The 26610-nt window shown below is 24.1% G+C and carries 28 protein-coding genes, 8 tRNA genes and 2 pseudogenes; 25 read left to right on the top strand and 13 right to left on the bottom strand.

Annotation, left to right across the window (positions count from 1 at the left end):
* Positions 1-14 precede the first annotated feature (14 nt).
* A protein-coding gene (locus AAHM85_RS06360) for an IS3 family transposase (RefSeq protein ID WP_425289706.1) occupies positions 15-1135 on the top strand; the annotation gives its coding sequence in 2 pieces (ribosomal slippage) (positions 15-258 and positions 258-1135; 1122 coding nt in all).
* 171 nt (positions 1136-1306) lie between these two features.
* Here the strand turns inward: AAHM85_RS06360 and AAHM85_RS06355 are convergent.
* A pseudogene (locus AAHM85_RS06355) lies at positions 1307-1529 on the bottom strand (transposase); the annotation flags it as partial.
* A 66-nt stretch (positions 1530-1595) separates the two neighbouring features.
* Here AAHM85_RS06355 and AAHM85_RS06350 point away from each other — a divergent pair.
* Positions 1596-2190: pseudogene (locus AAHM85_RS06350) on the top strand (oleate hydratase); the annotation flags it as partial.
* Positions 2191-2506: 316 nt separating this feature from the next.
* Here AAHM85_RS06350 and AAHM85_RS06345 read toward each other — a convergent pair.
* Positions 2507-3202 (bottom strand): IS1595 family transposase, encoded by a 696-nt coding sequence (locus AAHM85_RS06345; protein WP_342261423.1) that lies wholly within the window; start codon positions 3200-3202, stop codon positions 2507-2509.
* Between the two features lie 259 nt (positions 3203-3461).
* On the opposite strand from AAHM85_RS06345, the gene AAHM85_RS06340 reads away from it, so the two are divergent.
* Together AAHM85_RS06340 and AAHM85_RS06335 are read left to right on the top strand one after the other, a co-directional pair.
* Positions 3462-3839 carry a S1 RNA-binding domain-containing protein gene (locus AAHM85_RS06340; RefSeq protein ID WP_342261422.1) on the top strand — a complete coding sequence of 126 codons (378 nt, stop codon included), beginning with the start codon at positions 3462-3464 and terminating at the stop codon, positions 3837-3839.
* Positions 3840-4009: 170 nt separating this feature from the next.
* Positions 4010-5320: a glucose-6-phosphate isomerase gene (locus AAHM85_RS06335; protein ID WP_342261421.1), complete on the top strand. Its 1311-nt coding sequence runs from the start codon at positions 4010-4012 to the stop codon at positions 5318-5320.
* 45 nt (positions 5321-5365) lie between these two features.
* Here the strand turns inward: AAHM85_RS06335 and AAHM85_RS06330 are convergent, their stop codons facing one another.
* Complete coding sequence (locus AAHM85_RS06330; protein WP_342261420.1) at positions 5366-6244, bottom strand: IS1595 family transposase; 879 nt, start codon at positions 6242-6244, stop codon at positions 5366-5368.
* Positions 6245-6449: 205 nt separating this feature from the next.
* On the opposite strand from AAHM85_RS06330, the gene AAHM85_RS06325 reads away from it, so the two are divergent.
* On the top strand, positions 6450-7730 hold the full coding sequence (locus tag AAHM85_RS06325) for an IS3 family transposase (protein ID WP_342261419.1): 1281 nt from the start codon (positions 6450-6452) through the stop codon (positions 7728-7730).
* Between the two features lie 21 nt (positions 7731-7751).
* On the opposite strand, the gene AAHM85_RS06320 is transcribed toward AAHM85_RS06325, so the two are convergent.
* From AAHM85_RS06320 to AAHM85_RS06310, 3 genes are all read right to left on the bottom strand, one after another.
* Positions 7752-8378, bottom strand: coding sequence for an isochorismatase family cysteine hydrolase (locus AAHM85_RS06320; RefSeq protein ID WP_342261418.1), 627 nt, complete (start codon positions 8376-8378; stop codon positions 7752-7754).
* A gap of 9 nt (positions 8379-8387) precedes the next feature.
* Positions 8388-8705 (bottom strand): hypothetical protein, encoded by a 318-nt coding sequence (locus tag AAHM85_RS06315; RefSeq protein WP_342261417.1) that lies wholly within the window; start codon positions 8703-8705, stop codon positions 8388-8390.
* A gap of 117 nt (positions 8706-8822) precedes the next feature.
* Positions 8823-9251: a hypothetical protein gene (locus tag AAHM85_RS06310; protein WP_342261416.1), complete on the bottom strand. Its 429-nt coding sequence runs from the start codon at positions 9249-9251 to the stop codon at positions 8823-8825.
* A gap of 275 nt (positions 9252-9526) precedes the next feature.
* Between AAHM85_RS06310 and AAHM85_RS06305 the strand changes: the two genes are divergently transcribed.
* From AAHM85_RS06305 to AAHM85_RS06275, 7 genes are all read left to right on the top strand, one after another.
* A tRNA-Val gene (locus AAHM85_RS06305) sits at positions 9527-9602 on the top strand.
* Positions 9603-9609: 7 nt separating this feature from the next.
* A tRNA-Thr gene (locus AAHM85_RS06300) sits at positions 9610-9686 on the top strand.
* Positions 9687-9697: 11 nt separating this feature from the next.
* Positions 9698-9782, top strand: a tRNA-Tyr gene (locus tag AAHM85_RS06295).
* Positions 9783-9792: 10 nt separating this feature from the next.
* Positions 9793-9867, top strand: a tRNA-Gln gene (locus AAHM85_RS06290).
* An 18-nt stretch (positions 9868-9885) separates the two neighbouring features.
* Positions 9886-9960 (top strand) — tRNA-Lys (locus AAHM85_RS06285).
* Between the two features lie 6 nt (positions 9961-9966).
* Positions 9967-10054, top strand: a tRNA-Leu gene (locus AAHM85_RS06280).
* A gap of 65 nt (positions 10055-10119) precedes the next feature.
* A tRNA-Leu gene (locus tag AAHM85_RS06275) sits at positions 10120-10201 on the top strand.
* A gap of 70 nt (positions 10202-10271) precedes the next feature.
* Here the strand turns inward: AAHM85_RS06275 and AAHM85_RS06270 are convergent.
* Complete coding sequence (locus tag AAHM85_RS06270) at positions 10272-11285, bottom strand: hypothetical protein (RefSeq protein WP_342261415.1); 1014 nt, start codon at positions 11283-11285, stop codon at positions 10272-10274.
* Positions 11286-11968: 683 nt separating this feature from the next.
* Between AAHM85_RS06270 and AAHM85_RS06265 the strand changes: the two genes are divergently transcribed.
* The 5 genes from AAHM85_RS06265 to AAHM85_RS06245 all read left to right on the top strand — a co-directional run bounded on the left by AAHM85_RS06265 (position 11969) and on the right by AAHM85_RS06245 (position 16114).
* Positions 11969-13165, top strand: a complete 1197-nt coding sequence (locus tag AAHM85_RS06265) for a hypothetical protein (RefSeq protein WP_342261414.1) — start codon at positions 11969-11971, stop codon at positions 13163-13165.
* Between the two features lie 77 nt (positions 13166-13242).
* Positions 13243-13590, top strand: coding sequence for a transposase family protein (locus AAHM85_RS06260; protein ID WP_342260488.1), 348 nt, complete (start codon positions 13243-13245; stop codon positions 13588-13590).
* Between the two features lie 4 nt (positions 13591-13594).
* Positions 13595-14089 (top strand): transposase family protein, encoded by a 495-nt coding sequence (locus AAHM85_RS06255; protein ID WP_342260487.1) that lies wholly within the window; start codon positions 13595-13597, stop codon positions 14087-14089.
* 347 nt (positions 14090-14436) lie between these two features.
* Positions 14437-15981, top strand: a complete 1545-nt coding sequence (locus tag AAHM85_RS06250; RefSeq protein WP_342261413.1) for a sodium-dependent transporter — start codon at positions 14437-14439, stop codon at positions 15979-15981.
* A 4-nt stretch (positions 15982-15985) separates the two neighbouring features.
* A complete protein-coding gene (locus AAHM85_RS06245) occupies positions 15986-16114 on the top strand; it encodes a hypothetical protein (RefSeq protein ID WP_342261412.1) in 129 nt (42 codons plus the stop codon).
* A 95-nt stretch (positions 16115-16209) separates the two neighbouring features.
* Here the strand turns inward: AAHM85_RS06245 and AAHM85_RS06240 are convergent, their stop codons facing one another.
* Positions 16210-16602, bottom strand: coding sequence for a hypothetical protein (locus tag AAHM85_RS06240; protein ID WP_342261411.1), 393 nt, complete (start codon positions 16600-16602; stop codon positions 16210-16212).
* 160 nt (positions 16603-16762) lie between these two features.
* Between AAHM85_RS06240 and AAHM85_RS06235 the strand changes: the two genes are divergently transcribed.
* A tRNA-Gly gene (locus tag AAHM85_RS06235) sits at positions 16763-16836 on the top strand.
* Between the two features lie 53 nt (positions 16837-16889).
* Here the strand turns inward: AAHM85_RS06235 and AAHM85_RS06230 are convergent.
* The gene (locus AAHM85_RS06230) at positions 16890-17087 is read right to left on the bottom strand and encodes a hypothetical protein (RefSeq protein ID WP_342261410.1); all 198 of its coding nucleotides are present in this window, start codon (positions 17085-17087) and stop codon (positions 16890-16892) included.
* Positions 17087-17314, bottom strand: a complete 228-nt coding sequence (locus tag AAHM85_RS06225; protein ID WP_174481002.1) for a hypothetical protein — start codon at positions 17312-17314, stop codon at positions 17087-17089. The genes AAHM85_RS06230 and AAHM85_RS06225 overlap by 1 nt, the downstream gene beginning before the upstream one ends.
* Before the next feature lie 914 nt (positions 17315-18228).
* On the opposite strand from AAHM85_RS06225, the gene AAHM85_RS06220 reads away from it, so the two are divergent.
* The 3 genes from AAHM85_RS06220 (at position 18229) to AAHM85_RS06210 (ending at position 21386) form a co-directional block, all read left to right on the top strand.
* Positions 18229-18477: a hypothetical protein gene (locus tag AAHM85_RS06220; RefSeq protein ID WP_342261409.1), complete on the top strand. Its 249-nt coding sequence runs from the start codon at positions 18229-18231 to the stop codon at positions 18475-18477.
* Positions 18478-18725: 248 nt separating this feature from the next.
* On the top strand, positions 18726-20408 hold the full coding sequence (locus AAHM85_RS06215) for a phospho-sugar mutase (RefSeq protein ID WP_342261408.1): 1683 nt from the start codon (positions 18726-18728) through the stop codon (positions 20406-20408).
* Positions 20409-20423: 15 nt separating this feature from the next.
* Complete coding sequence (locus AAHM85_RS06210; RefSeq protein WP_342261407.1) at positions 20424-21386, top strand: 3'-5' exoribonuclease YhaM family protein; 963 nt, start codon at positions 20424-20426, stop codon at positions 21384-21386.
* A gap of 103 nt (positions 21387-21489) precedes the next feature.
* Here the strand turns inward: AAHM85_RS06210 and AAHM85_RS06205 are convergent, their stop codons facing one another.
* Positions 21490-22539, bottom strand: coding sequence for a hypothetical protein (locus AAHM85_RS06205; RefSeq protein WP_342261406.1), 1050 nt, complete (start codon positions 22537-22539; stop codon positions 21490-21492).
* Between the two features lie 332 nt (positions 22540-22871).
* Between AAHM85_RS06205 and AAHM85_RS06200 the strand changes: the two genes are divergently transcribed.
* Both AAHM85_RS06200 and AAHM85_RS06195 read left to right on the top strand, forming a co-directional pair.
* Positions 22872-24011, top strand: coding sequence for a hypothetical protein (locus AAHM85_RS06200; RefSeq protein WP_342261405.1), 1140 nt, complete (start codon positions 22872-22874; stop codon positions 24009-24011).
* Positions 24005-24331, top strand: coding sequence for a hypothetical protein (locus tag AAHM85_RS06195; RefSeq protein ID WP_342260810.1), 327 nt, complete (start codon positions 24005-24007; stop codon positions 24329-24331). Before AAHM85_RS06200 ends, AAHM85_RS06195 begins: the two co-directional genes overlap by 7 nt.
* Before the next feature lie 29 nt (positions 24332-24360).
* On the opposite strand, the gene AAHM85_RS06190 is transcribed toward AAHM85_RS06195, so the two are convergent.
* Complete coding sequence (locus tag AAHM85_RS06190) at positions 24361-24855, bottom strand: transposase family protein (protein ID WP_342260487.1); 495 nt, start codon at positions 24853-24855, stop codon at positions 24361-24363.
* Between the two features lie 4 nt (positions 24856-24859).
* Positions 24860-25207 carry a transposase family protein gene (locus AAHM85_RS06185; protein WP_342261404.1) on the bottom strand — a complete coding sequence of 116 codons (348 nt, stop codon included), beginning with the start codon at positions 25205-25207 and terminating at the stop codon, positions 24860-24862.
* A gap of 551 nt (positions 25208-25758) precedes the next feature.
* Here AAHM85_RS06185 and AAHM85_RS06180 point away from each other — a divergent pair.
* Complete coding sequence (locus AAHM85_RS06180) at positions 25759-26106, top strand: transposase family protein (protein ID WP_342260488.1); 348 nt, start codon at positions 25759-25761, stop codon at positions 26104-26106.
* A gap of 4 nt (positions 26107-26110) precedes the next feature.
* Positions 26111-26605, top strand: a complete 495-nt coding sequence (locus tag AAHM85_RS06175; RefSeq protein WP_342260487.1) for a transposase family protein — start codon at positions 26111-26113, stop codon at positions 26603-26605.
* Positions 26606-26610: the final 5 nt, after the last annotated feature.

Below are 26610 nucleotides of genomic sequence, written 5' to 3'. Positions count from 1 at the left end.
AAGGAAATATAATTATGGCCAATATTACTTCATATACAGATGAATTTAAAAAACAAATAGTAGCTTTATATCAAAGTGGCAAATCAGTATCTTGTCTTGTTAAAGAGTACAATGTTACAAGAGCAGTTGCATATAAATGAATTAAGCAATTTACTAATTCGGGAAGTTTTAAAACTAAAGATAATCTTTCTGATTTAGAAAAACAATTAATTCAAATGAATAAAGAATTAAAACAATTACGAATGGAAAATGATATTTTAAAGCAAGCAGCACTAATAATAGGCAGAAAGTAGAGATTATTGCAAATAATAAATGAAAATATAAGATTCGCCCAATGTGTCGTTTTTTAAAAATTTCTAAATCAACATATTATTTTAATTTAAAGAAAAAAGAAGATAAAATCAAAAATAATATTTATGATCAAGCTGTTATTAGTGCTTTTAAAGAAAACAAATGTGTTTATGGAACAAGAAGATTAAAAGTCATACTAGAAAAACAAGAAATTTATTTATCAAGAAGAAAAATTAAAAAAATTATGGATAAACATAATTTAATGTCAAAATACACTAAATTATCATTTAAAAATCATCGTAATAAAGTAAATAATGAACAAATCACTAATATTGTTAATAGAAACTTTAATAATAGAATTAAAAATGAGGTGATTGTCAGTGATCTTAGTTATGTTGAAGTTAATGGTAAATGAAACTATATTTGCTTATTAATAGACCTATTTAACCGCGAAATTGTTGGACATAGTGTAGGTACTAAAAAAGATGCATCATTGGTATATCAAGCATTTATGCAATCAAATCGCTGTTTAAAAGATATGCAAATATTTCATAGCGATCGAGGTAACGAATTTAATAATAAAATTATTAACAAACTTTTATTAGCATTCAATATTACCCGCTCTTTAAGTAAAAAAGGTTGTCCTTATGACAATGCTGTTGCTGAAGCAACTTTTAAAACTTTCAAGACTGAATTTATTAATGACAAAAAATTTACATCATTAATACAGTTAAAATTAGAATTATTTGATTATATCAATTGATATAACAATATAAGAATCCACAGCACTTTAAACTACTTAACTCCCATTAAATATCAAGAAAAAATGTCTACCAAAAAATAGTCCTAAAAAGGGTTGCCATTTCACTTTGTTTTTAGTAGTATCTGTATTTTTAACACTTTGTGAATCAATTATACAAAAACTGGTTTTTTCTTTTCGATGATTATTGATACGAACTTTTCTAACTAATTTTTCAAAAAATTAATTGTCATATGCTAGGTTCTTTACCATTATTTTTACTTCAAATTTGAAAATAATAATATAGAGTTTGTCATTTTAGAAAATTTTTTGGTAACATTCTTCATTGACAACCACTTTTTAATACATATAAAACTGCACAAAATACTTCATATAAATCTAAATTTCTTGGTTTTGTTTTCTTTTTGACATTTTCTAAAATTAATCTTATGTTCTCAAATTGTTCTTTAGTGACATGACTTGGATAATTTTTATGCATATATACCTCTTATTTTAAAATATATAGTAATTTTACCTTATTCTCTAAAAGATTCTAAACAGGTTCTTAAATCGTCAACCACACTTTAAAAGCCAATCAGATGATCAATTAGTTGTTTGAATCTATGGATTACTTTCAAATAAGGAAGGAGATTATATTAAAAAAGTATTACTGAATTTTCTGGCATGGAAATAGCTCAAGAGTGATTATATCATATTGGTGTTCCTGAAGAAGAAATCTTTGAACTTGCTAAAAACTCATGTAATGTGGTACCAGTTTATATGCCATTTATTACCTCATATTTTATGCCAAGAGAAATTGGTGATCGTCCTTTAGTAGTTCCAGAAAGTTCAAAAAATTTAGCATTTATTGGTAATTTTAGTGAAACTGAAGATGATACAGTTTTTACAACCGAATATTCAGTGAGAACTGTTATGGAAGCTGTCTATAAATTATTAAACGTTGATAGAGGAATACCAGAAGTTTTTGCTTCAGCATATGATATTAGAGTACTATTGAATTGAACTCATATTTTATGAGATAAGAAAAAAATTAATGATATACAAGTTCCTCTTGTCTTAAAAATTTTCCGTAGAGGTGCATTAAAAAAATCAAGGGAACTTTTCTAGAAGAATTACTTGAAAAATCAGGATTACTATAATAAATCCCAATATTTTTAATAATATTTATAAAATAAAATATCTATTTTAACTTACCGTTTTAAGTATAAAATAAAGAAAACTATTAAAAAAACGCTTTTCTCAGTATTTATGTGATAAAATTAAAAAATAGTACATAAATACTGAGAAAAGCGTATCTACGGACTTCTCCCCACATTTTTAAATTAAACACAGCATTACAATTTCAAAACTAGGTATCTTGTTGAATTTATATGCAGCTTCTTTGGCATATAAATAAACATGATGTTTTGCAACTTTGATATGTGTTTTAAATGTTCTTCTTATATGTTTTCAAACTTATTCAATTTGATTGGTATTTACACCAGTTTTTGAAACATAACCAACTTGTTGGTTAACTGTTTTATGTTTTGGGAAAACCAATTTGAAATCGCAATATCCTTTTCAATCATCAGTATATACATGACATTTTGAAAAAATGTGGCTTCTTGCAAAATTCAAAAGACTTTTACTCTTTGCATTTTTCAATACTTTCACAATTAAATTATTAGTTGTTTCTTCATAAATGCCAACAATCAATGTTTTATTTTTCAAGGATCTTCCTTCTTTTTTAAAAGCCATATGTGAAAGATACATTTCATCAATTTGCACTATGCCTTCAACAATAAATTGAGGTTCTTGTTTTGCAATACGTGTTCTAATTTTATGACCCATTCTCCATGCTGTTTTTAAGGTCACTCCCAATTCTTTTGAAACATCAGTTGACGGAATTCCATGTTTGGTGTTTATTCATATAAAGATGAGATAAAATCATGATCTTAAAGATGTTTGTGACCTTGAAAATATGGTACCCGTAAGAATACTAAATGTTTGATTACATTTCAAACATCTTATTCTTTTTAAATCAGAAGTATTCAAATTAAAACTAGAACACCTAATACATTTGTTTTCTTTGAAATTTGCTATATATGCAAGACATTGCTTTTCAAACTGAACAGCAATGTTGAACTCATTCAGTTTCATTGTTCTCTCCACAAGTACTTGTGGAGAGAAGTCCGTAAAAAAATTAATGATATTGTTACAAATAACATTCATTTCTTTAAAAACAAACAAGTTGTTAACAAATTTAATATTCTAATAATCTTTAAATTTAAAATCAATTAATAATTTCTCATTCTAATGTTTAAAAATTCATAAAATTAATAATATTAATTTTAACTTCAAGATTAAATATAATGTTATAATGTTTCTATGTATTATTAAATTATACAAAAGAAAGAGGAATTAACTTATTATGAGTACAATTATTAAAAATGAAGAAAATGAATCAAATATTCAACAATTTCAAGTTGGCGACATTATTACCGTAACTCCAACAGGAATAAAGGAATTTGGAGTTTTTTGTAAGTGTCCAAATGGATTTTCTGGTTTAATTCACATTAGTCGTATTACCCCTAAATTTGTTAAAAATGTTAGTGATTATTTTACAATTGGTACATCAGTTAAAGCAGAAATAACAGGTATTGATCATATTAAACAACAATTAAGTTTAAGTACAAAAGAGCAAGGATTAGTTGCAAAAAATAATTCTTCAATTGAAGAAAATGGTAAAGGATTTGCACCAATAAGAGAAACTGTTGATAATTGATTTAAAAAAGAAGAAAATAATTAAAATACTATTTTTCTTCTAAATAATAAAAAATATTGCTATTTAATAGCAATATTTTTTATTATTTTCTTGCAATCCAAAATTTTTACAACTATATTTTTATTATAAATATTAAATAGTATTATTACGAATTAATATTTTAATTTTAAATACTATAAGGAGGTTATAGAATAGTGATAAAAACTAATTTAAAGTTTACTAATTTAGATATAAAAGAATTATCAACTTTATATCAAGAAAAAGTAACGGAGATTAACGCTGAACTGGAAAGTAATGCTAAAAATGAAGATGGTTGATTAGGATGAATTGATTTTCCATTTGCATACCAAAAAGACATTACTTTTCAAGAGTGTTGAAAACGAATGAAAATTCTAGCATTGAAACTAGAAAAAGAAATACAAGTTTTAGTAGTAATTGGTATTGGTGGCTCATACTTAGGTGCTAGAGCAGGAATTGATATGGTGCAAGGTTTATTTAATAATACAGCTCCTGTCAAAGTAATTTATATGGGTAATACTATGAGTTCAACTTATGTTCACCAAGTTTTATCATATTTAAAAGATAAAGAATTTGCTATTAATGTTATTTCTAAATCAGGAACTACTACTGAACCAGCAATTGCTTTTCGTTTGTTAAAAGAACTATTAATTAAACAAAAGAAAAATAAGAATATTATTAATAATAGAATTATTGCTACTACTGATAAAGCAAAAGGAGTACTCCATGATTTGGCAAAAGAAGAAGGATATGAAAGTTTTGTTATCCCCAATAATATCGGTGGTAGATACTCTGTTTTAACTCCTGTTGGTATTTTTCCGATGATGGTAGCAGGAATTAACTGCGAAGAAATTATTGCTGGTGCACAATTAGCAGCAAAAGAATGTAAAAGTGATAAAATCGATGTTAATGATGCCTATTTATATGCAGTTTCTCGCTATCATTTACATAAAACTAATAATAAAGCAGTTGAAATTTTAGTAAGCTATGAATTACAAATGCAAATATTATGTGAATGATGAAAACAATTATTTGGTGAATCAGAAGGTAAGGATGACAAAGGATTATTACCAGCTAGTGTTGTTTTTTCAACTGATTTACATTCAATGGGCCAATTTATTCAAGAAGGTTCAAAAATGTTTTTTGAAACAGTAATAAAAATCAAAAAACCTAATGAAGATATCAAAATTCCACTTGATAAAGAAAACAATGATCAATTAAACTATTTAACAAAACATTCTTTACATGAAATTAATAATATTGCCTTACAAGGAACTATTGAAGCTCATAGTGATGAAATAGTAGGAAAAACTCCAAATATTTTATTAGAATGGGATACAATGGATGGCAAAATGTTTGGTTATGCTAGTTATTTCTTTATGAAGGCTTGTGCTGTTAGTGCAAAATTATTAGGTGTTGACCCATTTAACCAACCTGGTGTTGAAGTATACAAAAAGAAAATGTTTACATTATTAGGTAAAAAATAATTTCCTAATAATAAATTTCGGAATTTTACGCTTATTGGTTAACACTTAATTCTTAATAAATAATTTAATTATGATATTTTTAAATGTGATTTTTTCTTTACGGTTATTATATTTAAAACAAAATTCATTTAAATAAGATTGGAGTCATTTTTTTGAAACTCAATGAAATTGGCCGATAAAACCTCTTTTTAATATTGCTCAAAAACTTTCTATTGTATTTGTATGAATACCATTATAAGAAAAATATTTTTTGTGATTAACTTGTTCATGTGGTAAAATTTTATTCATTTTATAATATCCACGATATTCATCAGTAAAAAGAATAGAATTGTTAATATCAACATTTTCTTTAACTATTTTCATTAAATCTTCAGATTTAATACTTTTATTTTTTGCATGAAATAATTTAACATTACCATTTCGTTCAATAATGCCAACAACACACTCTTTACTAGTTCCTCTACCACGTAATGAGTTATTTTTATTATCAACATCATTATATTTACGCGGTTTTCCACCCACATATGTTTCATCCATCTCTAATATTTTTGCTAATAATTTAATCTCATCATTAGCCATTGCCTTTCTAATTTTATGCATCATTTTTCATACAGTTGCTAAACGTAAATTTAAGTCTCTTGAAGCTTGAGATGATGATAAACTTTTTTTAGCATTAGCCATTAATACTATTAAAATAAATCACTTTTGAAGTGATACACGTGTATGATGAAAAATAGTTTGAGCAGTTACACTAAAAGACTTATGACATTTTTTGCATTTATAACGCGACTCTTTTAAAACAGAGTTAACTTTTTCACTAAAACAAAAAAGACATTTTGGTTTGTTATTTCATCTTATTTCTTCTAAAAATTTTATACAAGATTCTTGGTTTGGAAATTTATTTATTATGTCTAAAATATTCATTTTCAATCACCTTTAATTAGATTTTATTTTACTAATATCTAATTATAGTTTTCAGAAATAATAATGTATATAAGTTATTGCCAATAAACGTAAAATTCCGATAAATTTAATAAAAACATAAAAAAGGCATCAGTCACTTAAGTTTACCAATTAATATTTTCAATCTGTAATATAATTAAAAATAATTAATACAGAAGGAGAAATTATGAATTATAAAGTTTATTCAAAAGAAACAAAATTAGCCGTTGTTAATGAGTATTTAGTTGATAAAAAACTAAAAATACATGAAATTCAAGTCAAATATAAATTATCAACTCCAGTATTAATTTATAATTGGGTTAACCAATATCAAATTAAAGGTGAAAATGCATTCACCAAAATTTCTAAATCCCAAACTTCTCACAGGATCGATAAGAAAGATATTGAAATTAAACTATTAAACAAAGAAATTGATAAACTTAGAAAACAAGCTTTAAAAGATGAGGTTGAAAAAGAACTTTTAAAGGAGCAATTAGCCTGTGAAAAGAAATTAACAAGGGGAAAAAATAGTAAATTATTAAAATATAAGTGTTTTTTAATAGTAGAAAAATATAAGCAAAAAGGTCATCAATTAAATAAAATTATTGTTTACATAGCTATTAGCAAAACAGCATACTATTTATGAGTAAAAAAAGGTAAAAAGCAATATCAATCAAAAATTAATGATAATTTGATACAAGCAATAAACAAAATAGTTCTCATTAAAAATGAAAAAAAGTACATTAATATGACTAGTTTTGAAAAAGTAAGATTAGAGTTAAAAATAAAAAATAAAGGTCTTAAATGCAGTAAAACAAGCATAAAACAAATATTAAAAGATAATAATATTAAATTATTATTAGAACCTAAATCAACAAATAGAGTAGTAGAAAATAGTGATTTAAAAAATAATAAAGATTTATTAAAACGTAATTTTTCAAGTAATAACTTTCTTGAAAAAGTTGGTATGGATGGCACATGATTTAAAAATATAATTATTGGTGATAAAAAAACAAAATTATTAGTTGTTTTTGCTACTGATATGTACAGTAATTCAATTGTTGGCTGAAAAATAAACAAAAGTGAAAATGCCAAAACTGTGTTAAATGTGGTTAATCAAATAGAATTAGCGAGTGCTAAACAATGTAATTTTACGACTATTCAATCAGATTTAGGTTCTGCTAATACAAGCGAAATTGTTAGTAAAGTTTTTAATACAAGTACTAATCTAATTCACTCAAAAAGTCTATCAGGTTTTAAAGGTAATCAAGTTAGTGAATGTTTAAATCGTTGAATTAAAAGAGATTTTAAAATGATGTTTGGTAGCACTTTTGAAAGTATGGAAAGTTTTAATAAAATATTAGAAAAATTTATTAGATATTGAAACAATGATAGAATAGTTATTAGATTGAAAATGCCTCCAAATCAATTTGTACAGATTTGAAGACAAGAAAGTAAACTTATCTAACCAATGCCCAATGCCCCTTAATTAAATAACATCTTTAACAATAGTAATGCCATTTTTAAGCATTGAATATCATGCATATTGATTTAAAATATGAGCTGGATGCTCTGGTTGATCATAAGTATTTGTCATTGTCATTGGAACAATAACATTTACTTCTTTATTGTGCTGATTAAATCAAGTTTTACAACTAATAGCAAATTGATAAATACAAATATCAGTACAACAACCAACAATAATAATGTTATCCCATTGTAAATTTGGCTTAAAATCAAAAGCAAAAAAACCATTAGTACTATTTTTTTTAATAATCTTAATATTGTCAGATTTTAATTCTTCTACTAACTCTGATTCAATAGTATCTTCCAAACAATGACTAGGAAAAGTATGAAATTCGGGACTATGTTCATTATGAGCATCATTAAAAGCAATAACTTTAGTTTCATTAGTATTTACTTTTGCTAATAAATTTTTAATTGGTTTAATAATTGAATTAATATTAGGTGAAAATAAATTTCCTTTTTTAGCAAAGCCATTAACCATATCAACAATAAATATAATATTATGACCTTTTAAAGCTTTAAAATCTAAATTAACTGTTTTATCCAAAGTTTTATTTATTATTTCAATAAATGAATCATTATTTTTCATTATTCACCTCTATTTTTTAAAAATTAATCGTTTAATAATAAATCAAATTATACTACAGCCAGAACAAATTGGCATTAAGAAAATAGTAAAAATAATCCCTACTTTTAAAAAGAAAATATCTACTGTTATTCCCTGACTACTTTGATAGGTTAAACTATCAATTACACCATTTATATAAATAACATTAAATCCATTAAAAATGTTATCTATTTTAATGCTTAATAACATAATTAACCCTAATAACAAAAATATAAAACCAGAAAAAAATAAAATAGTAACTATTTTTTCATCAAAAGGTAATTTTTTTCATCAATTTTTAGTTATCATTATTATCACCTATTTTTTTTAATTATATCATTGTTATATTACTGCTATAAAATAAATAAATAAATCTTACTTTAATTTGAAAAATAAGAATTTTTTAAAATTAATAAATTGCTATTTTTATTTTTTTACTACTTTTAAATAACAACTGTATCCAAAAATAATAATACTTGTAAATAATAAGATTGGAGTAGCAATAATCGCTAAGATTACTCCTATTTGTAATTGCGCTGCTGTACCTGTTAAAGTTGCAGTTCCACCTAATGCAGCAACTGCAATTTTTAATTTATCAAAAAAATCAGCTAATGACATAGTAACACCAAAATTAGTTATACTACCCTTAATAAAATCTCCAATAGTTCAAGGATGAGAATTTCTTAAAATTCAAAACCCATCATGACTTTCAGCCACTTTAGCTCCTAATGGTTTAACTGTTCAAGATACTGTTCCGATTAAAATTAATCCTAAAATCATTACTATTAACATAGTTATAAATACGTAAATGCTAATTTTATCTAACTTTGATAATTTTTTTCATATTTTTTGCATAAAATAATTTCACTTTCTTTTAATATAAATATGGCTCAGAAAAATTGTAGCAAACTTTAAAAAATATATTATATTTAAAATATATAAAACTGAAAATAGGTATAAAATAGTAATATTTAATATAAAATTATTTTTTTTGGTTTTTTCTTTTAAAAAATAATTAAAAATAAAATAATTTTACATTATCTTTAAAAAATAATTGTAAATGTGAAAAATATCTATTATAATGATTAAGGTTTTTTAAGAATAAATAATTCTAATAAAACAATAAATAAGGAGTATTAGCTCAGCTGGGAGAGCAATTGCCTTACAAGCAATAGGTCGGCGGTTCAAGTCCGTCATACTCCACCATTTACCTGCTGATGTGGCTCAATCCGGCAGAGCAACGGTTTTGTAAACCGTAGGTTGCAGGTTCGATTCCTGTCATCAGCACCATTATTATTTATGGAGGGGTAGCAAAGTGGCCAACTGCACCTGGCTGTAAACCAGATCTCTTCGAGTTCGGGGGTTCGACTCCCTCCCCCTCCACCATATTACTTATTGGGGTGTAGCCAAGCGGTAAGGCAACGGCCTTTGACGCCGTCATGCGTTGGTTCAAATCCAACCACCTCAGCCATATATATTTTATTAACTTGTCCTCGTAGCTCAGCGGTAGAGCACTCGGCTTTTAACCGAGGTGCCGCAAGTTCGATCCTTGCCGGGGACACCATTTGATGCCCAGGTGGTGAAATGGCAGACACGTCGGGCTTAAGATCCGATGACTTTTACAGGTTGTGCGAGTTCGAGTCTCGCTCTGGGCACCATTTTATATATTTATTAATGACGAGGAAGTATTCCTCATTTTTTATAAGTAAGTAAACTATATTTTGCCCAGATGGCGAAATGGCAGACGCAGCAGACTCAAAATCTACCGAGAAATCATGCGGGTTCGAGTCCCGCTCTGGGCACCACTAATATTAAATTATTAGTATAAAAAGGTATTCTTAAAAGAATACCTTTTTATTTTTATAATATTAAATATTATAAAAATGATAATCGACGTTCTGAAGATGGTTGTTTAACAGGAAAACATTCTTCAAAATTTAATGCTTCTGTATTAAGTGGTTTAGGATCAGATATTTCAATAACACTAGAAGTTGGCATTACTGATTGTGTTTCCTCTTCATTATTAATTTTTTCTGGATTAAAAGATTTATTTAATAATGAATTATTATCATCATCACTATCTTCAGAACTTGATGATGATGGTGAAGATGTACTGCTAGAAACATTTTCATAATTACCTTCCTCATCAAAATCATTAACATCCGCACATCAATTTTCATATAATTCTATTCCAGTATTTACTAATAAACCAGTACCAACTGTTGCAAGACCAGCTATTGTTTCTCAAAAAGCCATTGATCTTTTTTTATAAAATGGTTGATCATCATTATTATTTGGATTACTTAATTCATGATATGCAAAAAGACTAACACCAGTAATTGCACTAGCAATAGTTATTGGTGCTAATAAACTTGCTGCTGTATTACCTATTTTTTGTCATATATTACGTTGTTGATTTATTGCATTTTCTTCATTATTAGGTGCACAACATTCTAATATTTTTTTACTCACTGTCACTATATGATTTAAACTTGAAGCTGCTGCTGTAATAAAAGCATATGTAACAGGTAATGTATCTGGATTGGGTGTTGGTCAGTTAAGTCAAGCTACTGCTAGTGGTAATAATGGTGCTGTTGCAAAACTTAGTTCTGTTAATAAATTATTAATATTTCGATATCTTAATATTAAATTAGTTAGCGAAATTTTTGAATTAACTGCTCCTTCCACCATAAAACATAATGCTGGTACTAGTGATAATACTCCATCTTGATATAATAAATAGTTACCCCCAGTTACCATTGAATTACCAAAAGTAAGTAACACATCTCTTATAGTAGGTGCTACCCTATTTCTATTATTAGTTGATATTAAATCATTTGGTAATAATTGTTCTGTAGAAGAATAACTTCTTGCTGGTGATGAATCCATATTTTTCATCCTTTCTAAAAAATAATTTAAAATAATAAAATTAATATAAAAACACCCATATTAAGAATTACAATCCTTAAATATGAGCTAAACTCTAGTCTTTATCTATTACTTCTTGTATTATAACCCTATATTAAATAAATGAAAGTAATATAATCATTAATATTGAAATTATGAAAAATAATTTGGACGATTGTCAAATTTACGAAATAATTAATTATCATATTAGTAACTTATTTCCAAATGAATTATTTGAAAAATCATTAAAATTAGACAAAATTACTCTCTTTTCTTAAAACATTAAATTTATATTTTATATTCGACGTATTTAAAAAAATAAAATATACATTTTATAAGTTAAATTAAAATTATTAACAAGGAAAAAGACAAAAAATAATCTTGTCTTTTTTTGTAATTGTAAAATTTTAAAATTTTTATTATTAGCACCCTTTAAATATCTACTACACGCAGTGACCAAGTAGGAGAAAGTTAATAATTAATAATCTTCTTTAACGCTATTATCAACACGTGTTAGAACCTGTTTAGAATCTTTTTAATAAAATTGAAATAAAGGAAAGAACAACCATTTGTAAACTAGTATTTGGCATCAGTCACTTAAGTTTACCAATTAATATTTTCAATCTGTAATATAATTAAAAATAATTAATACAGAAGGAGAAATTATGAATTATAAAGTTTATTCAAAAGAAACAAAATTAGCCGTTGTTAATGAGTATTTAGTTGATAAAAAACTAAAAATACATGAAATTCAAGTCAAATATAAATTATCAACTCCAGTATTAATTTATAATTGGGTTAACCAATATCAAATTAAAGGTGAAAATGCATTCACCAAAATTTCTAAATCCCAAACTTCTCACAGGATCGATAAGAAAGATATTGAAATTAAACTATTAAACAAAGAAATTGATAAACTTAGAAAACAAGCTTTAAAAGATGAGGTTGAAAAAGAACTTTTAAAGGAGCAATTAGCCTGTGAAAAGAAATTAACAAGGGGAAAAAATAGTAAATTATTAAAATATAAGTGTTTTTTAATAGTAGAAAAATATAAGCAAAAAGGTCATCAATTAAATAAAATTATTGTTTACATAGCTATTAGCAAAACAGCATACTATTTATGAGTAAAAAAAGGTAAAAAGCAATATCAATCAAAAATTAATGATAATTTGATACAAGCAATAAACAAAATAGTTCTCATTAAAAATGAAAAAAAGTACATTAATATCACTAGTTTTGAAAAAGTAAGATTAGAGTTAAAAATAAAAAATAAAGGTCTTAAATGCAGTAAAACAAGCATAAAACAAATATTAAAAGATAATAATATTAAATTATTATTAGAACCTAAATCAACAAATAGAGTAGTAGAAAATAGTGATTTAAAAAATAATAAAGATTTATTAAAACGTAATTTTTCAAGTAATAACTTTCTTGAAAAAGTTGGTATGGATGGCACATGATTTAAAAATATAATTATTGGTGATAAAAAAACAAAATTATTAGTTGTTTTTGCTACTGATATGTACAGTAATTCAATTGTTGGCTGAAAAATAAACAAAAGTGAAAATGCCAAAACTGTGTTAAATGTGGTTAATCAAATAGAATTAGCGAGTGCTAAACAATGTAATTTTACGACTATTCAATCAGATTTAGGTTCTGCTAATACAAGCGAAATTGTTAGTAAAGTTTTTAATACAAGTACTAATCTAATTCATTCAAAAAGTCTATCAGGTTTTAAAGGTAATCAAGTTAGTGAATGTTTAAATCGTTGAATTAAAAGAGATTTTAAAATGATGTTTGGTAGCACTTTTGAAAGTATGGAAAGTTTTAATAAAATATTAGAAAAATTTGTTAGATATTAGACTTACTGCATAACTAGTTAACTTTTTATTTTTTTGTTATTATTAAAATAAAATTTGAATAGTTAAGGATAAACTTTATGACATATTTTGAATTAAAAGATAAATCTGATCAATATTTTCGTAAAATAGTGGGTATTAATAAACTCGTTTTTAACGAAATTTTAAATATTTTATTAGAACATCAAAAACTCAAAACTACTATTGGTGGAAGGCCATATAAAATGTCAATAGAAGATCGACTAGTAATGAGTTTAAGATATTTATATGAAAATCGTACATATCATAGTATTGGTGCTGAGTATGGTATGGTTGATACTACTGCTTTACGAAATATTCGTTCAATTGAAGATATTTTAATAAAGAATAATAAGTTTAATAATTTAACAAATAAAAATATTTTTTTAAAAAGAAGAATTAAAAAATAAAATTTTGATAATTGATGTAACAGAGGTAGAAACAGAACGACCAAAATATAACCAAAAAGATTGATTTTCTGGTAAAAAATGAATGCATACTGTTAAGTTTCAAACCGTAATTAATGCAAATACTAATGAAATTTTAAATATTTTTTCTGATATTGGTAAAAATCATGATTTTAAAACTTTTAAGAATTCAAAGTTAAAGTTTTTACCAGAAACTATAATTCTTGCAGATAAAGGTTATCAAGGTTTACAAAAAATTCATGCTAATACATTTTTACCCATTAAAATTAGCAAAAATAATCCTAAAACAAATAAAACCAAAATCTTTAATAAGATTATTAATAAAACTCGTAGAAAAATTGAACATGTTTTTGCATTTTTAAAATGTTTTAAGATTATTGGTTATAAATTTAGAAAAGCCAGAAAACGAATATTTTTAAGATTTAATTTAATTGCAGGATTTTATAATTTATCATTAAAACTTAAAAACGTTATGCAGTAAGTCTATTGAAACAATGATAGAATAGTTATTAGATTGAAAATGCCTCCAAATCAATTTGTACAGATTTGAAGACAAGAAAGTAAACTTATCTAACCTCCTCCCTTATATAAGGGAGGAGGTTTATTTTTTACTATTACTTTTTTAAAATTTACTTAAAAACCTTGTTTTTTCTTATTCTTTATTTTTAATAATATCATTTATTTAATAAAATAAAATTTTCATTTTCTATATATTTTCCAACACACCTTATTAATAAATAACATTACAAAATTTTATTTACTGAAATTGGTTTTAATAAAATATTTTTTTTGTATAATTAACTGTTATAAAGGAGGTCATTTATTAATATGAAAAAACAACGCTTAAATATCTCAAAATTAGGATTCTTACTTTCAGTAATGGGTTCAGCAGTAGGATTAGGTGGTATTTGAGGATTTCCAACTCAAATGTATAACCATCACGGTGCTTTTCTAATACCCTTTTTAATATGTATGGTAATTTGTGCAATACCCGTTTTATTTATTGAAATGACAATTGGTAATAAATATCGTAAAAATCATATTGAATTTTTTAGTGAAGTTGGAGGTAAAAAAGGTGCTTTTTTCTCTTGATTGCATTCAACAACCGTTATTTTACTAAGTACTTATTATAGTGTTTTAGTAGGATGAACTTTAATTAATATTATTATTAGTTTTACTTCTAATTTAAATAAAGGTTCTTATTTTTATCATAATATTTTACAACAAACAAATGATCAAGATATTAGCAATTTAAATAGCCTAGGTAACTTAAATTGAATGATTTTACTTGCAACAATTGGTGTATGAATTATTTTAGGTATTATTCTACTAGGTGGTGTTGAAAAAGGAATTGAAAAAGCCAATAAAATTATGATTCCATTTTTATTTTTAATGATTATTATTTTAGCAATTTATACTAGTAACTTATCAGGTGCCAAACTTGGATTAAATGTAATGTTTGATTTAGATGCTAAAGAATTATTAAATCCTGGATTATGAAAAGATGCTTTTGGTCAATCATTCTTTATGTTATCAACATGTACAGGAACCATTTATATTTATTCAGCTCATGCTCCTGAAAAACAAGATAGTACTAATCAAGCTTTTGTAGTAGCCTTTGGCACTAGCGTTATTGGTATATTAACAACAATTATTGTTTTTAATTCAATAGGTGCAATTGCTCAAAATCAAGGTAAAACTGATATTAAAGATGTATTTCAAGCAGGACCTGCTTTGATTTTCCAAGTAATACCACAATTATTTGCTATTATTAATAATCAAGTTCCTATTTTAGGAAATATTTTAGCAATATTATTTTTTGTTACACTTTTCTTTGCAGGTATGTCCTCACTAACTGGTCAAGTTGAATCAATGGTAAATGGTTTAGAATATGAAATTCATTTAAAGCGCAAACAAGCATTAGCAATATCATTATTAGGAGCAATGGCAGTATCAGTATTATTTACCTTTAGTAATTCACCAGCGCTGTTTAATGGGCTAGCAATTTGAGTAGCGCAAATTTGATTACTAATAATTGGATTTATTTTATTAATTGGTATTAGTCCATATGGCTGAAAACTATATGATACATTAAAATTATATAATAATGAAAATTCATGAATGAAATGAACAAAAGGATATAAAATAGTAATTTTAATTATCGCACCAATTTTAATTTTAATTAATATTGCTACTGGTATCTATGATTTTATTATTAATATTATCAATGCTAATTTTGTCTATGGTACAGTTGGTCTAACACTTGGTGTTGGGTTAGTTTTACTTTTAACTTTTATCTTAACTTATCATAAAAATATTCATAATGGTTTTAATAAATTATTTAAAATAAAACCAAAAACTGAAAGAGGTTAAAAACATGGATGTTGCAGCAATTATTTTGATGGTAATTTCTTTAGTAAGTATTATTGGTCTTTTTATTTTCTTTGTCATAATGGATTTTAAGAGTCATAAAAAACAAAAAAGAAAAGAAAAAAACAAAGAATAATATTTTTTAAAATATTTTAGTATACTTATGATAAAGTATTATAATTAGGTTTTTTTGTAATCTGGCATCAAAATGCCAGATTACAAAACTTATTATTAAATGGTGAGTGAAATGGAAAAAAATAAATTAAAACAAATTTTATTAATTAGCAAAATAACTTTAACAATTGCTTCTTTATTTTTATTTTTAGTTTGACTAATGTTTATGACTAATAATTTTTTTCCTAAATCTCAGAACTCATTTGTTGCCAAAATTATGAATACTTCAATTCAAATTATGATTTGACCAATTACTAGTATAATTCTATTTATTTTTATTATGCCAATATGAGTTACTAATAAAAAACAAATTTTATTAGTATTTTTAACATTGTCACTAATTATCACAATATTGTGCATAACTTTTCTTTTTAGTTTAAATATTAATAAATTCTGAATTATATGATTAATTGCTCATTTTTTTGCTATAGCTTCAATTATTTTTGTCATTGTTTCTTATTTCTTTAAAGAAAAAATTCTTTTATTTAAAAAGAAAAAAATAAATATATTGAAAAAAACATTAAAAAATAATTTTTTTTAACTTGTTTATCAAAAGTAGTTGACTTTAATTTTAGTAATATGATATAAATACATGGTGGTTAACATAACTGCGGGTGTCGTATAATGGTATTATTACAGCCTTCCAAGCTGAAGACGTGGGTTCGATTCCCATCACCCGCTCCATTATAAAATAAAAAAAGGCGTATTAATTACGGCTTTTATTTTTTTATAATGGTTTATATTTTAGGACCTTTTTTATTTTGTAGTACTACTGGTGTTTCTTCATCACTAGAATTACTGCATGCACATTTATTAACTGTTTCTGCTCATGAATTTACTGGATACATAACTAAAGACATTCCATTAGTTCTTTCTGGTAATGATTCTAAATATTTTATTTTATTATTTGTGCATTCTTCTAAATTAATTTTCATTAGTTATCCCCTACTTCTTTTAAAATTCGACTATTAAAAGCATCTGCTAAGAACTTATAAACTTTTACTTCAGAAATATTTTTTAGATCATAACAATTAATGATGTCAGTTAATTTTAAAATCACATCATGATATTTTATAAAGTAAGTTTTATTTTCAACATTTGCTCACTTTTCTAAATTCATTGCATAATAAATTATCCCATCTCTATAAAATTGTGATTTCATATTTCTCACTCCTTTAAACGATATAATAAAACAAAAAACCTAATTTAAATACAAAAATTTAAACGAGGTCTATAAAAAACCAAAATATTTTGTTCCAAAGTTCCTTTAAAACTTTAATACAATTGTAACTCATTTACAAGAAATTCCAAGTAAAATCAATAAAAAAATTTAATAACTTAAAATTAATATAAAGAGATAAATAAAGATTGCATTTGCAATCTTTATTTATAATTGTCCTGAAATTGTTTTTAAAACAAAAATTTTTATATTCACTGATTGGAACCTCAGTTTTATTTTAAATCACTCACTTGTTTTTATCATTTTTTTAACTAAGTTTTTCATCTCTACATAGTCAGGTGTAACAATAGAAACAAAAATAATCATTTATTTCATAATTTGTAACTCAACCTCACAATGTTTCTTATTGACTAATCTGGGGTCTCAAGCATAAGCAAGAACTGTTCTATTGCTTACTGCTACTTTAATTAATTTGTTTTAGTTTTATCTTTAGGAATTTCTTTTAATCTTTTTTTTCCTTTTCTTTAAAACTTTAATTTAATAAAAATCCTAACATAGAGATATATCTATATTAGGACTGAACAGTTATTAAATTATGAATATATAATAACATAAAAAATAATACTTTTGATTAAAATTATAATTAACACTTATATAAGTATTAATATTTAATTTCATATACATGTATTTTTTATAAACAATTAAATTATAAAACTTCTAAGGAAGTAACTATTTCTAATTAAACAATAGTTATCTAATACAGAAATAAATGAAAAATATCTATATTAAATATAGAAATTATGATATAATTTTCCTAAAATTAATATAAGTTTTTACCTATTTACTTTTATTTTAAAGTAAATAGGTTTTTAATTTGAAAAAGGAGATATTTAGAAGTGCCATATAGTAAAAAATCAGAAAATCTTATAACAGAAAAAGAAAAACAAGTTTTTAAAGAAAAAATAACAACAAATTCAAGAAAAATTAAACCAGAATTACCAATAACAACAACACTTGCTGAAATATTACTAAATAATGATGAAAACCTTGTTGGTACTATTACTAGTGATCAGCATCTTAATAAAGATAACAAACAAGTACCATTATATAAACTAATTAAAACTTCAGAGCCAAATAAAAAATAAATATTGAAGCAATAAATTCTATTAAAAATGATAAACAACCAATAACAACTCTAAATAAAACCAATTCACAATCAATATAAAAATAAAATAAAATTATTAAAGATTGAAATTGAAATTTTTAATAATTTTATTTTTTATTATTTAATTAAAAGTTTATGTTTAGATTAACTACTAAAATTTATTTTCTTCTTATTTTATAGTATGATTTACCTATAAACTTAATTTTTTATTATAAAGGAGAAATAATAATGAATGTACTAAAAACATATGAGATTTGAAAAAAGCAAAACTTACCACAACACTTAAAAAAACAATTAACTACAATGTCTAAAAGTGAAATTGAAGATGCTTTTACTACAACTTTAGAATTTGGTACAGCTGGCATGCGTGGTATTACTGGAGTTGGTACCGGCAGAATTAATGAAATTATTATTATGAAAGCAACTGTCGCATTTATTCAATATTTAAAATCTGCCTTTTCTGAAAAAGACTTACTTCGTGGTGTTATTATTGCTCATGATAATCGTCACTTTTCAGCAGAATTTACAATGTTAATAGCAAAAACTTTAGCTAAACATAAAATTCCTGTTTTTTTATTTAAAAATAATGATTTAAGACCAACACCAGTACTTTCATATAGCATTAGAAAAGTTAATGCTCTTGCTGGAATTGTTATTACGGCCAGTCATAATCCTCCTGAATATAATGGTTATAAAATTTATGATCAATATGGCTGTCAATTTCTTCCTAATGTTACCAATATAATTGGCAACAAAATGGAGCAATTGCCTGATGATTTTCAATTAACATTTGATTATGATACTAAGCTAATTAAAGAAGTACCTTCAACAGTAGAAGATAATTATCGTGATGATATTAAAAATTTACAGTTTTATCCACAAGTTAAAAATCGTAACTTTAAAATTGTATTTTCTAATCTACACGGTACTAGTCGTGAATGAGTTAAACCAATTTTAGAACAATGCGGTTATGAAATTATTTTAGTAACAGAGCAAGCTAACTATGATCCTGATTTTAAAGGTGTAGTGTCACCTAATCCCGAAGTAAAACCAACATTTGATTTAGCAATTAAACATGCTAAAAAACATGATGCACCATTAATTATTTTAAATGATCCTGATGCTGATCGCATTGGTATTGCTGTAATACATAATAATGATTATGTATTATTAACAGGTAATGAAACAGCACCAATTTTATTAGAATATTTATTAAGTCATTATCAACTTAATAAAACAATGCCAAAAAATCCTGTTATGTACAATACATTTGTTACTTCAAATTTATCTGATATGATTGCTAAATCATATGGATGCCAAGTCATTAAAACGTTAACTGGTTTTAAATGAATTGGTGCAGAAATGCTAAAAGAAAAAGCACGTAACATTAACTTTGTTTTTGGTTTTGAAGAAGCATATGGTTATGTTATTAAAGATATTACTCGTGACAAAGATGGTATTCAATCAGCAATAGTAGCAGCAGAAGCAGCTTGATATTATCAAAAGTCACAAAAAACATTAGTTGATGTTTTAGAAAATATTTATCAAAAATTTGGATATTATTACTGTTATACTGTTAATCTTATTTTAAAAGGAAAAACAGGACAAAATACTATTAATAATATGTTAGAAACATTAAGAACTAGTAAAATACCAACACTTAATAATATTAAAACAATTAAAGTTGAAGACTATCAAACTGGTTTACATGGAATGCCATCGCAAAATTTACTAAAATTTTACTTCAGTGATGGTTCATGATTTGCTGTTAGACCTAGTGGAACTGAGCCAAAAATTAAATTTTATTTTGTTTGCATTGATAAAACCATTAATGATGCACAATTAAAAATGAGAAAAATGTATGAAGAATTAGCTATCAAATATCTAAATATCAAAGATATAAAATGATAGAAAGGAACTAAAAAAATGACAGTAATTAAAGATATTAAACCTAATAATGTTTTAAGTTTAGTAGTAATTATTAATAGAGTAATTCAAGGTGTTGCTTCTAACAATACTAATTATTTAAACTTACAATTACAAGATAAAACTGGGACAATTTCAGCAAGAATTTGAGACGTAAGCAAAGAAACTATTGATCAATTAACAACAGGACAAGTAATTAAAATTGAAGCAAATAGCATTAATTATAATAATGAAATACAACTAAAAATTAATAATTGAAATATTATTAGTAATCCTAGTGAATATTATGATTTATTACTTACACAAGCACCAATTAATATTATTGAAGCATGAACTGAAATTAGTCAAACAATAAAGGAATTTAAAAATCCAATTTTAAAAAAAGTATTAATCCAATGTTTTAATAAAAAAAATATTGATGATTATAAAAAGTGACCAGCAGCAGTTAAAATGCATCATGCTGTTCAAAGCGGTTTATTATGACACTCAGTAACAATGTTAAGAATGGCAAAACAAGTAGTAGTGCTTTATAATGATCGTAACATTAATAGTGAATTATTATATGCAGGAATCATTATGCATGATTATGGAAAAATGGTTGAATTAAATAATAATCCTATTAGTTCATATACACTATCAGGTAAAATGATTGGTCATATTTCATTAGGTGCAATGCAAGTTACACTTGCTTGTAAGGAATTAAATATTAACTTAGAGGAAGAAATCGTAGTTTTATTACAGCATCTAATATTAGCTAGTCATGGCAAATATGAATATGGTTCACCTGTCTTACCAAAAACAATAGAAGCTGAAATTTTACATCATTTAGATAACTTAGATGCAAAGATCTATGCAATTGATGAAGCATTGGTTAATATTAATGTTGGTGAATCAACTGCTCGTATTGCAAGTATTGAAAATAGAATGTTCTATAAACATCAAAATTTAAAAGAAAAAAAATAAAGATGTTACTTGAATTTTTTTCAAGATTTAAAATATATTTTAAATCATAAAAGAATTAGTTCTATTTTAAAATAATTTTAATTAAGTTTCTATTTGAATAAAACTAAGTTATATTTATTCAAATAGGAAAGAAATAACCATCTTCTTCTTTTACACTACCATAAAAAATTATTATTAATGCTGGTTTTTTTGTTTCTTTATTTTCAAATCAATTATCAGAAACCGGCTTTTCATTTACATCATAAATTTCATTTTTATTTGTAAGTTTATTAAAATCAATTTTTTCCTTATACATACCTTCTAATATTGACTTAGTAAGATATTCAAATTTTTTTTGGATTTTCTTTAAACTATCTGTAACATTTGCAATTGCCTGCTGTTTATCTGATGTAGCAGGAATTGAAGGATTTTCTGGTGCAAGTTTGGCTACTGGTTTAGTTCTCTCTGCAAAATTATTTTGCATATCAATATCTGAAATAATTGTTTGTTTAGTTATATCAATCATTGTTGAACCTTGATAATTTGGATCATTTGAATTACTACTTATTTTGACAAATATTTTAGATACTTTTTCAAGTTCTTGTTTATTGTTTGTTATTTCTTCATTATTTTCGTTATAAAATTGAAGTTGATAACCATCAGCTAATGGTGTTGACTTAAATTCATCAAAACTATTTATATTACTAATTAATTCTTTATAATTTTTACTTGGATTAGCAATAATGTCTAAACCAGTTAATTGAGTAATAGTACTTAAATCAGTTTTATCAGATTGTTCTTTTAAATTTATTTTAATTGGTGCTGATGAACCTTGATAATTCAAATCATTACTATTGCTAGTAATAACTATATATAAATCACCAACTTTTTGTGATTTAGTAGTTATATCATTTTTAGCTTCTTTATCACTAAAATATTTAATTACAGGGTTAACTAACTTTGGATTTAAGTTTTTAACTTCTGTTGTATTATTTATTAATGTATCTAATTTTTTATTACTTTTATTAACATCTACAGTAATATTTGTTGTTAGTTTAGTAATTTTATCTTTTAATTCTGTTTTTTGTATTGTGTTATTATCACAAGCAACAACTGATAATGGTATTGGTGTTGATATTGTTAAGATCGATAATAATTTTACTAAGTTTTTCATTTTTTACCTCGCTTAAAAATAATAAGTTAATTTAAAAACCAATAAAGATTTTGAATTAATAATATATGAAAACCAAATATTTTACAATATAACTTTAATATGCAAAAATACTTGTAAATTAAATTATTTTTAAAAAAATTTCTTTTCTTTTTTATATATTTTAAAATTATTTTTAATTAAAAATGATAATTATCTATTACTAGTAAAGAAAATATGATATTAGACTTACTGCATAACTAGTTAACTTTTTATTTTTTTGTTATTATTAAAATAAAAAGTTAACTAGTTATGCAGTAAGTCTATTTAAAGGTAGTAAATCATTTATTAGAGTTATGGGTGTATATAGTAATTCAAATGATAGAATACCTTTAAAAGGGCTTTCTAGAAGTGAAATTAAAGGTTTTGATTTAGCAATTGAATGATGTGAAGAAGCAAATGAATTTAGTCAACAAGAATTTCAAGCAATTACATTTGCATTAGGTAATGCTAAAAAAAGAATTAAAATAAAAAGTTGTAATCCAGATAATATTTATCAATATTTTATTGAATATATGAATAAAATAGTACCTTTTAATTTAGAAATTATGAAAGAAAATAATGAACAAATTAAATCAGTATTTGATAATAATATATTTAAATTATTTCATTATTCAAATTGAAAAGTAAATTCTCATAATTTAACATTAGATATGATTAATGATTTAGAAGAATTAAAAGTATTAGACCCTATTAAAGCACAAAGTTGATATTATGGGGTACCTAGTATTCTTACTGGTGCTATATTTGCAAGATATTTAGATAAAGTAGGTACTAAATTAGATTTTCAAGTACAAAGATTAACTGGTGGATTAGATATTGGTATGGCAACAAGTAGTAGTGGTCATCCAACTGCTGCTTCATTATGATTTATTGGTGAAAATGAAAACGGAAGAAGAGCACATAAAGAAAGTGAATTTTATCATAGTAATGTTACTATGCAATATAAAGATACTGATACATTAGCAAATGATATTATTAATTATTATTTAAATGAAAGTAAACGTTATATAGCAATGTTATTTGGTTTTATTTGTTATGTTGATTATGGTAATGGTGGATTAGTATTTATTGATGTTTTAAAAAGTTGAGTTAAAAAACGTAATATAACATGATTAAAATTTATAGCAGTAGATAAATCAATTTTATATTTAAATGATAGAATTGATTTTACAACAATTTGTATGCTTAAAAATATTATTAGTTTTAATTGAGAAAAATGTTCAGAAACTAAAAGACAATATAGTTTAATGCAATGATTAGATAAAAAGAAATTAGATAGTAATAATAATACTCCTAAAATGTTAGATTTACATGATGATACTTGAGATAGTGATATGTATGCTTTAATGCATGAAATGAAATGATTAATTAATGGTATTAATAATAAATTATTAATTAATAAAAATAAATTTAATGGTGATGAATTATGATAAATACAATGGAATATTTAAGTTGTGATAAATCAAATTGATATATTGATATACCTATGATTATTGCTCAAAAATCAACTAAATTATGATTAGGTAAAGGTTTTTTATTTAATTCAAGTAAAAAAGAAATATTAGATTATTTAAATGAAATGAATTTAAAAGATAAATGATTAGAAAAATTTTATAAATTTGGTTTACAAAATAGTTTAATGGGTAAAGTATTTATTATGATTATAGTTAATGAAGATAATAGTAAATCACTTAAAATATTACCTAATAGTTTTTGTGGTAGAGTTGCTAAATATAATAGACTTACTGCATAACGTTTTTAAGTTTTAATGATAAATTAGACTTACTGCATAACGTTTTTAAGTTTTAATGATAAATTATAAAATCCTGCAATTAAATTAAATCTTAAAAATATTCGTTTTCTGGCTTTTCTAAATTTATAACCAATAATCTTAAAACATTTTAAAAATGCAAAAACATGTTCAATTTTTCTACGAGTTTTATTAATAATCTTATTAAAGATTTTGGTTTTATTTGTTTTAGGATTATTTTTGCTAATTTTAATGGGTAAAAATGTATTAGCATGAATTTTTTGTAAACCTTGATAACCTTTATCTGCAAGAATTATAGTTTCTGGTAAAAACTTTAACTTTGAATTCTTAAAAGTTTTAAAATCATGATTTTTACCAATATCAGAAAAAATATTTAAAATTTCATTAGTATTTGCATTAATTACGGTTTGAAACTTAACAGTATGCATTCATTTTTTACCAGAAAATCAATCTTTTTGGTTATATTTTGGTCGTTCTGTTTCTACCTCTGTTACATCAATTATCAAAATTTTATTTTTTAATTCTTCTTTTTAAAAAAATATTTTTATTTGTTAAATTATTAAACTTATTATTCTTTATTAAAATATCTTCAATTGAACGAATATTTCGTAAAGCAGTAGTATCAACCATACCATACTCAGCACCAATACTATGATATGTACGATTTTCATATAAATATCTTAAACTCATTACTAGTCGATCTTCTATTGACATTTTATATGGCCTTCCACCAATAGTAGTTTTGAGTTTTTGATGTTCTAATAAAATATTTAAAATTTCGTTAAAAACGAGTTTATTAATACCCACTATTTTACGAAAATAGTGATCAGATTTATCTTTTAATTCAAAATATGTCATAAAGTTTATCCTTAACTATTCAAATTTTATTTTAATAATAACAAAAAAATAAAAAGTTAACTAGTTATGCAGTAAGTCTAATGAACAAGAACAATCAGCAGAATTTTATTTTATTAATGAACAAGCAGATAGTGCAACTTTAACTTGAGTAACAATTCAAAATGGAAAAGTTAAATATGAAACATATAAAGATAATAATAAAGATATTATTTTAGGTTCTACAAAAACAAAATTAAAACCAAATATTACTCCATTAAAAACTTATGAAATTAAAAATCCATTTAATTATATACCAATTTTTGAAATAACTAATTTACCAATTATTAATTTATATGGTAATGCTACAACTTTAAATGCTTATCCAGATTGTACACCAGTATGAGATTTAATTTGAGATTTAAATCGTGTAATTAGACAAAAAAGATTAGAAAGAGAATTAAATGTTACTACTTTATTTGCAGCATTAGATAATAGACTTACTGCATAACTAGTTAACTTTTTATTTTTTTGTTATTATTAAAATAAAATTTGAATAGTTAAGGATAAACTTTATGACATATTTTGAATTAAAAGATAAATCTGATCAATATTTTCGTAAAATAGTGGGTATTAATAAACTCGTTTTTAACGAAATTTTAAATATTTTATTAGAACATCAAAAACTCAAAACTACTATTGGTGGAAGGCCATATAAAATGTCAATAGAAGATCGACTAGTAATGAGTTTAAGATATTTATATGAAAATCGTACATATCATAGTATTGGTGCTGAGTATGGTATGGTTGATACTACTGCTTTACGAAATATTCGTTCAATTGAAGATATTTTAATAAAGAATAATAAGTTTAATAATTTAACAAATAAAAATATTTTTTTAAAAAGAAGAATTAAAAAATAAAATTTTGATAATTGATGTAACAGAGGTAGAAACAGAACGACCAAAATATAACCAAAAAGATTGATTTTCTGGTAAAAAATGAATGCATACTGTTAAGTTTCAAACCGTAATTAATGCAAATACTAATGAAATTTTAAATATTTTTTCTGATATTGGTAAAAATCATGATTTTAAAACTTTTAAGAATTCAAAGTTAAAGTTTTTACCAGAAACTATAATTCTTGCAGATAAAGGTTATCAAGGTTTACAAAAAATTCATGCTAATACATTTTTACCCATTAAAATTAGCAAAAATAATCCTAAAACAAATAAAACCAAAATCTTTAATAAGATTATTAATAAAACTCGTAGAAAAATTGAACATGTTTTTGCATTTTTAAAATGTTTTAAGATTATTGGTTATAAATTTAGAAAAGCCAGAAAACGAATATTTTTAAGATTTAATTTAATTGCAGGATTTTATAATTTATCATTAAAACTTAAAAACGTTATGCAGTAAGTCTA

It is taken from the genome of Spiroplasma endosymbiont of Notiophilus biguttatus, assembly GCF_964030985.1.
GTDB classification, from domain to species: domain Bacteria; phylum Bacillota_I; class Bacilli_A; order Mycoplasmatales; family VBWQ01; genus Spiroplasma_E; species Spiroplasma_E ixodetis_A.
This window is presented reverse-complemented; position numbering and strand designations above follow the sequence as displayed.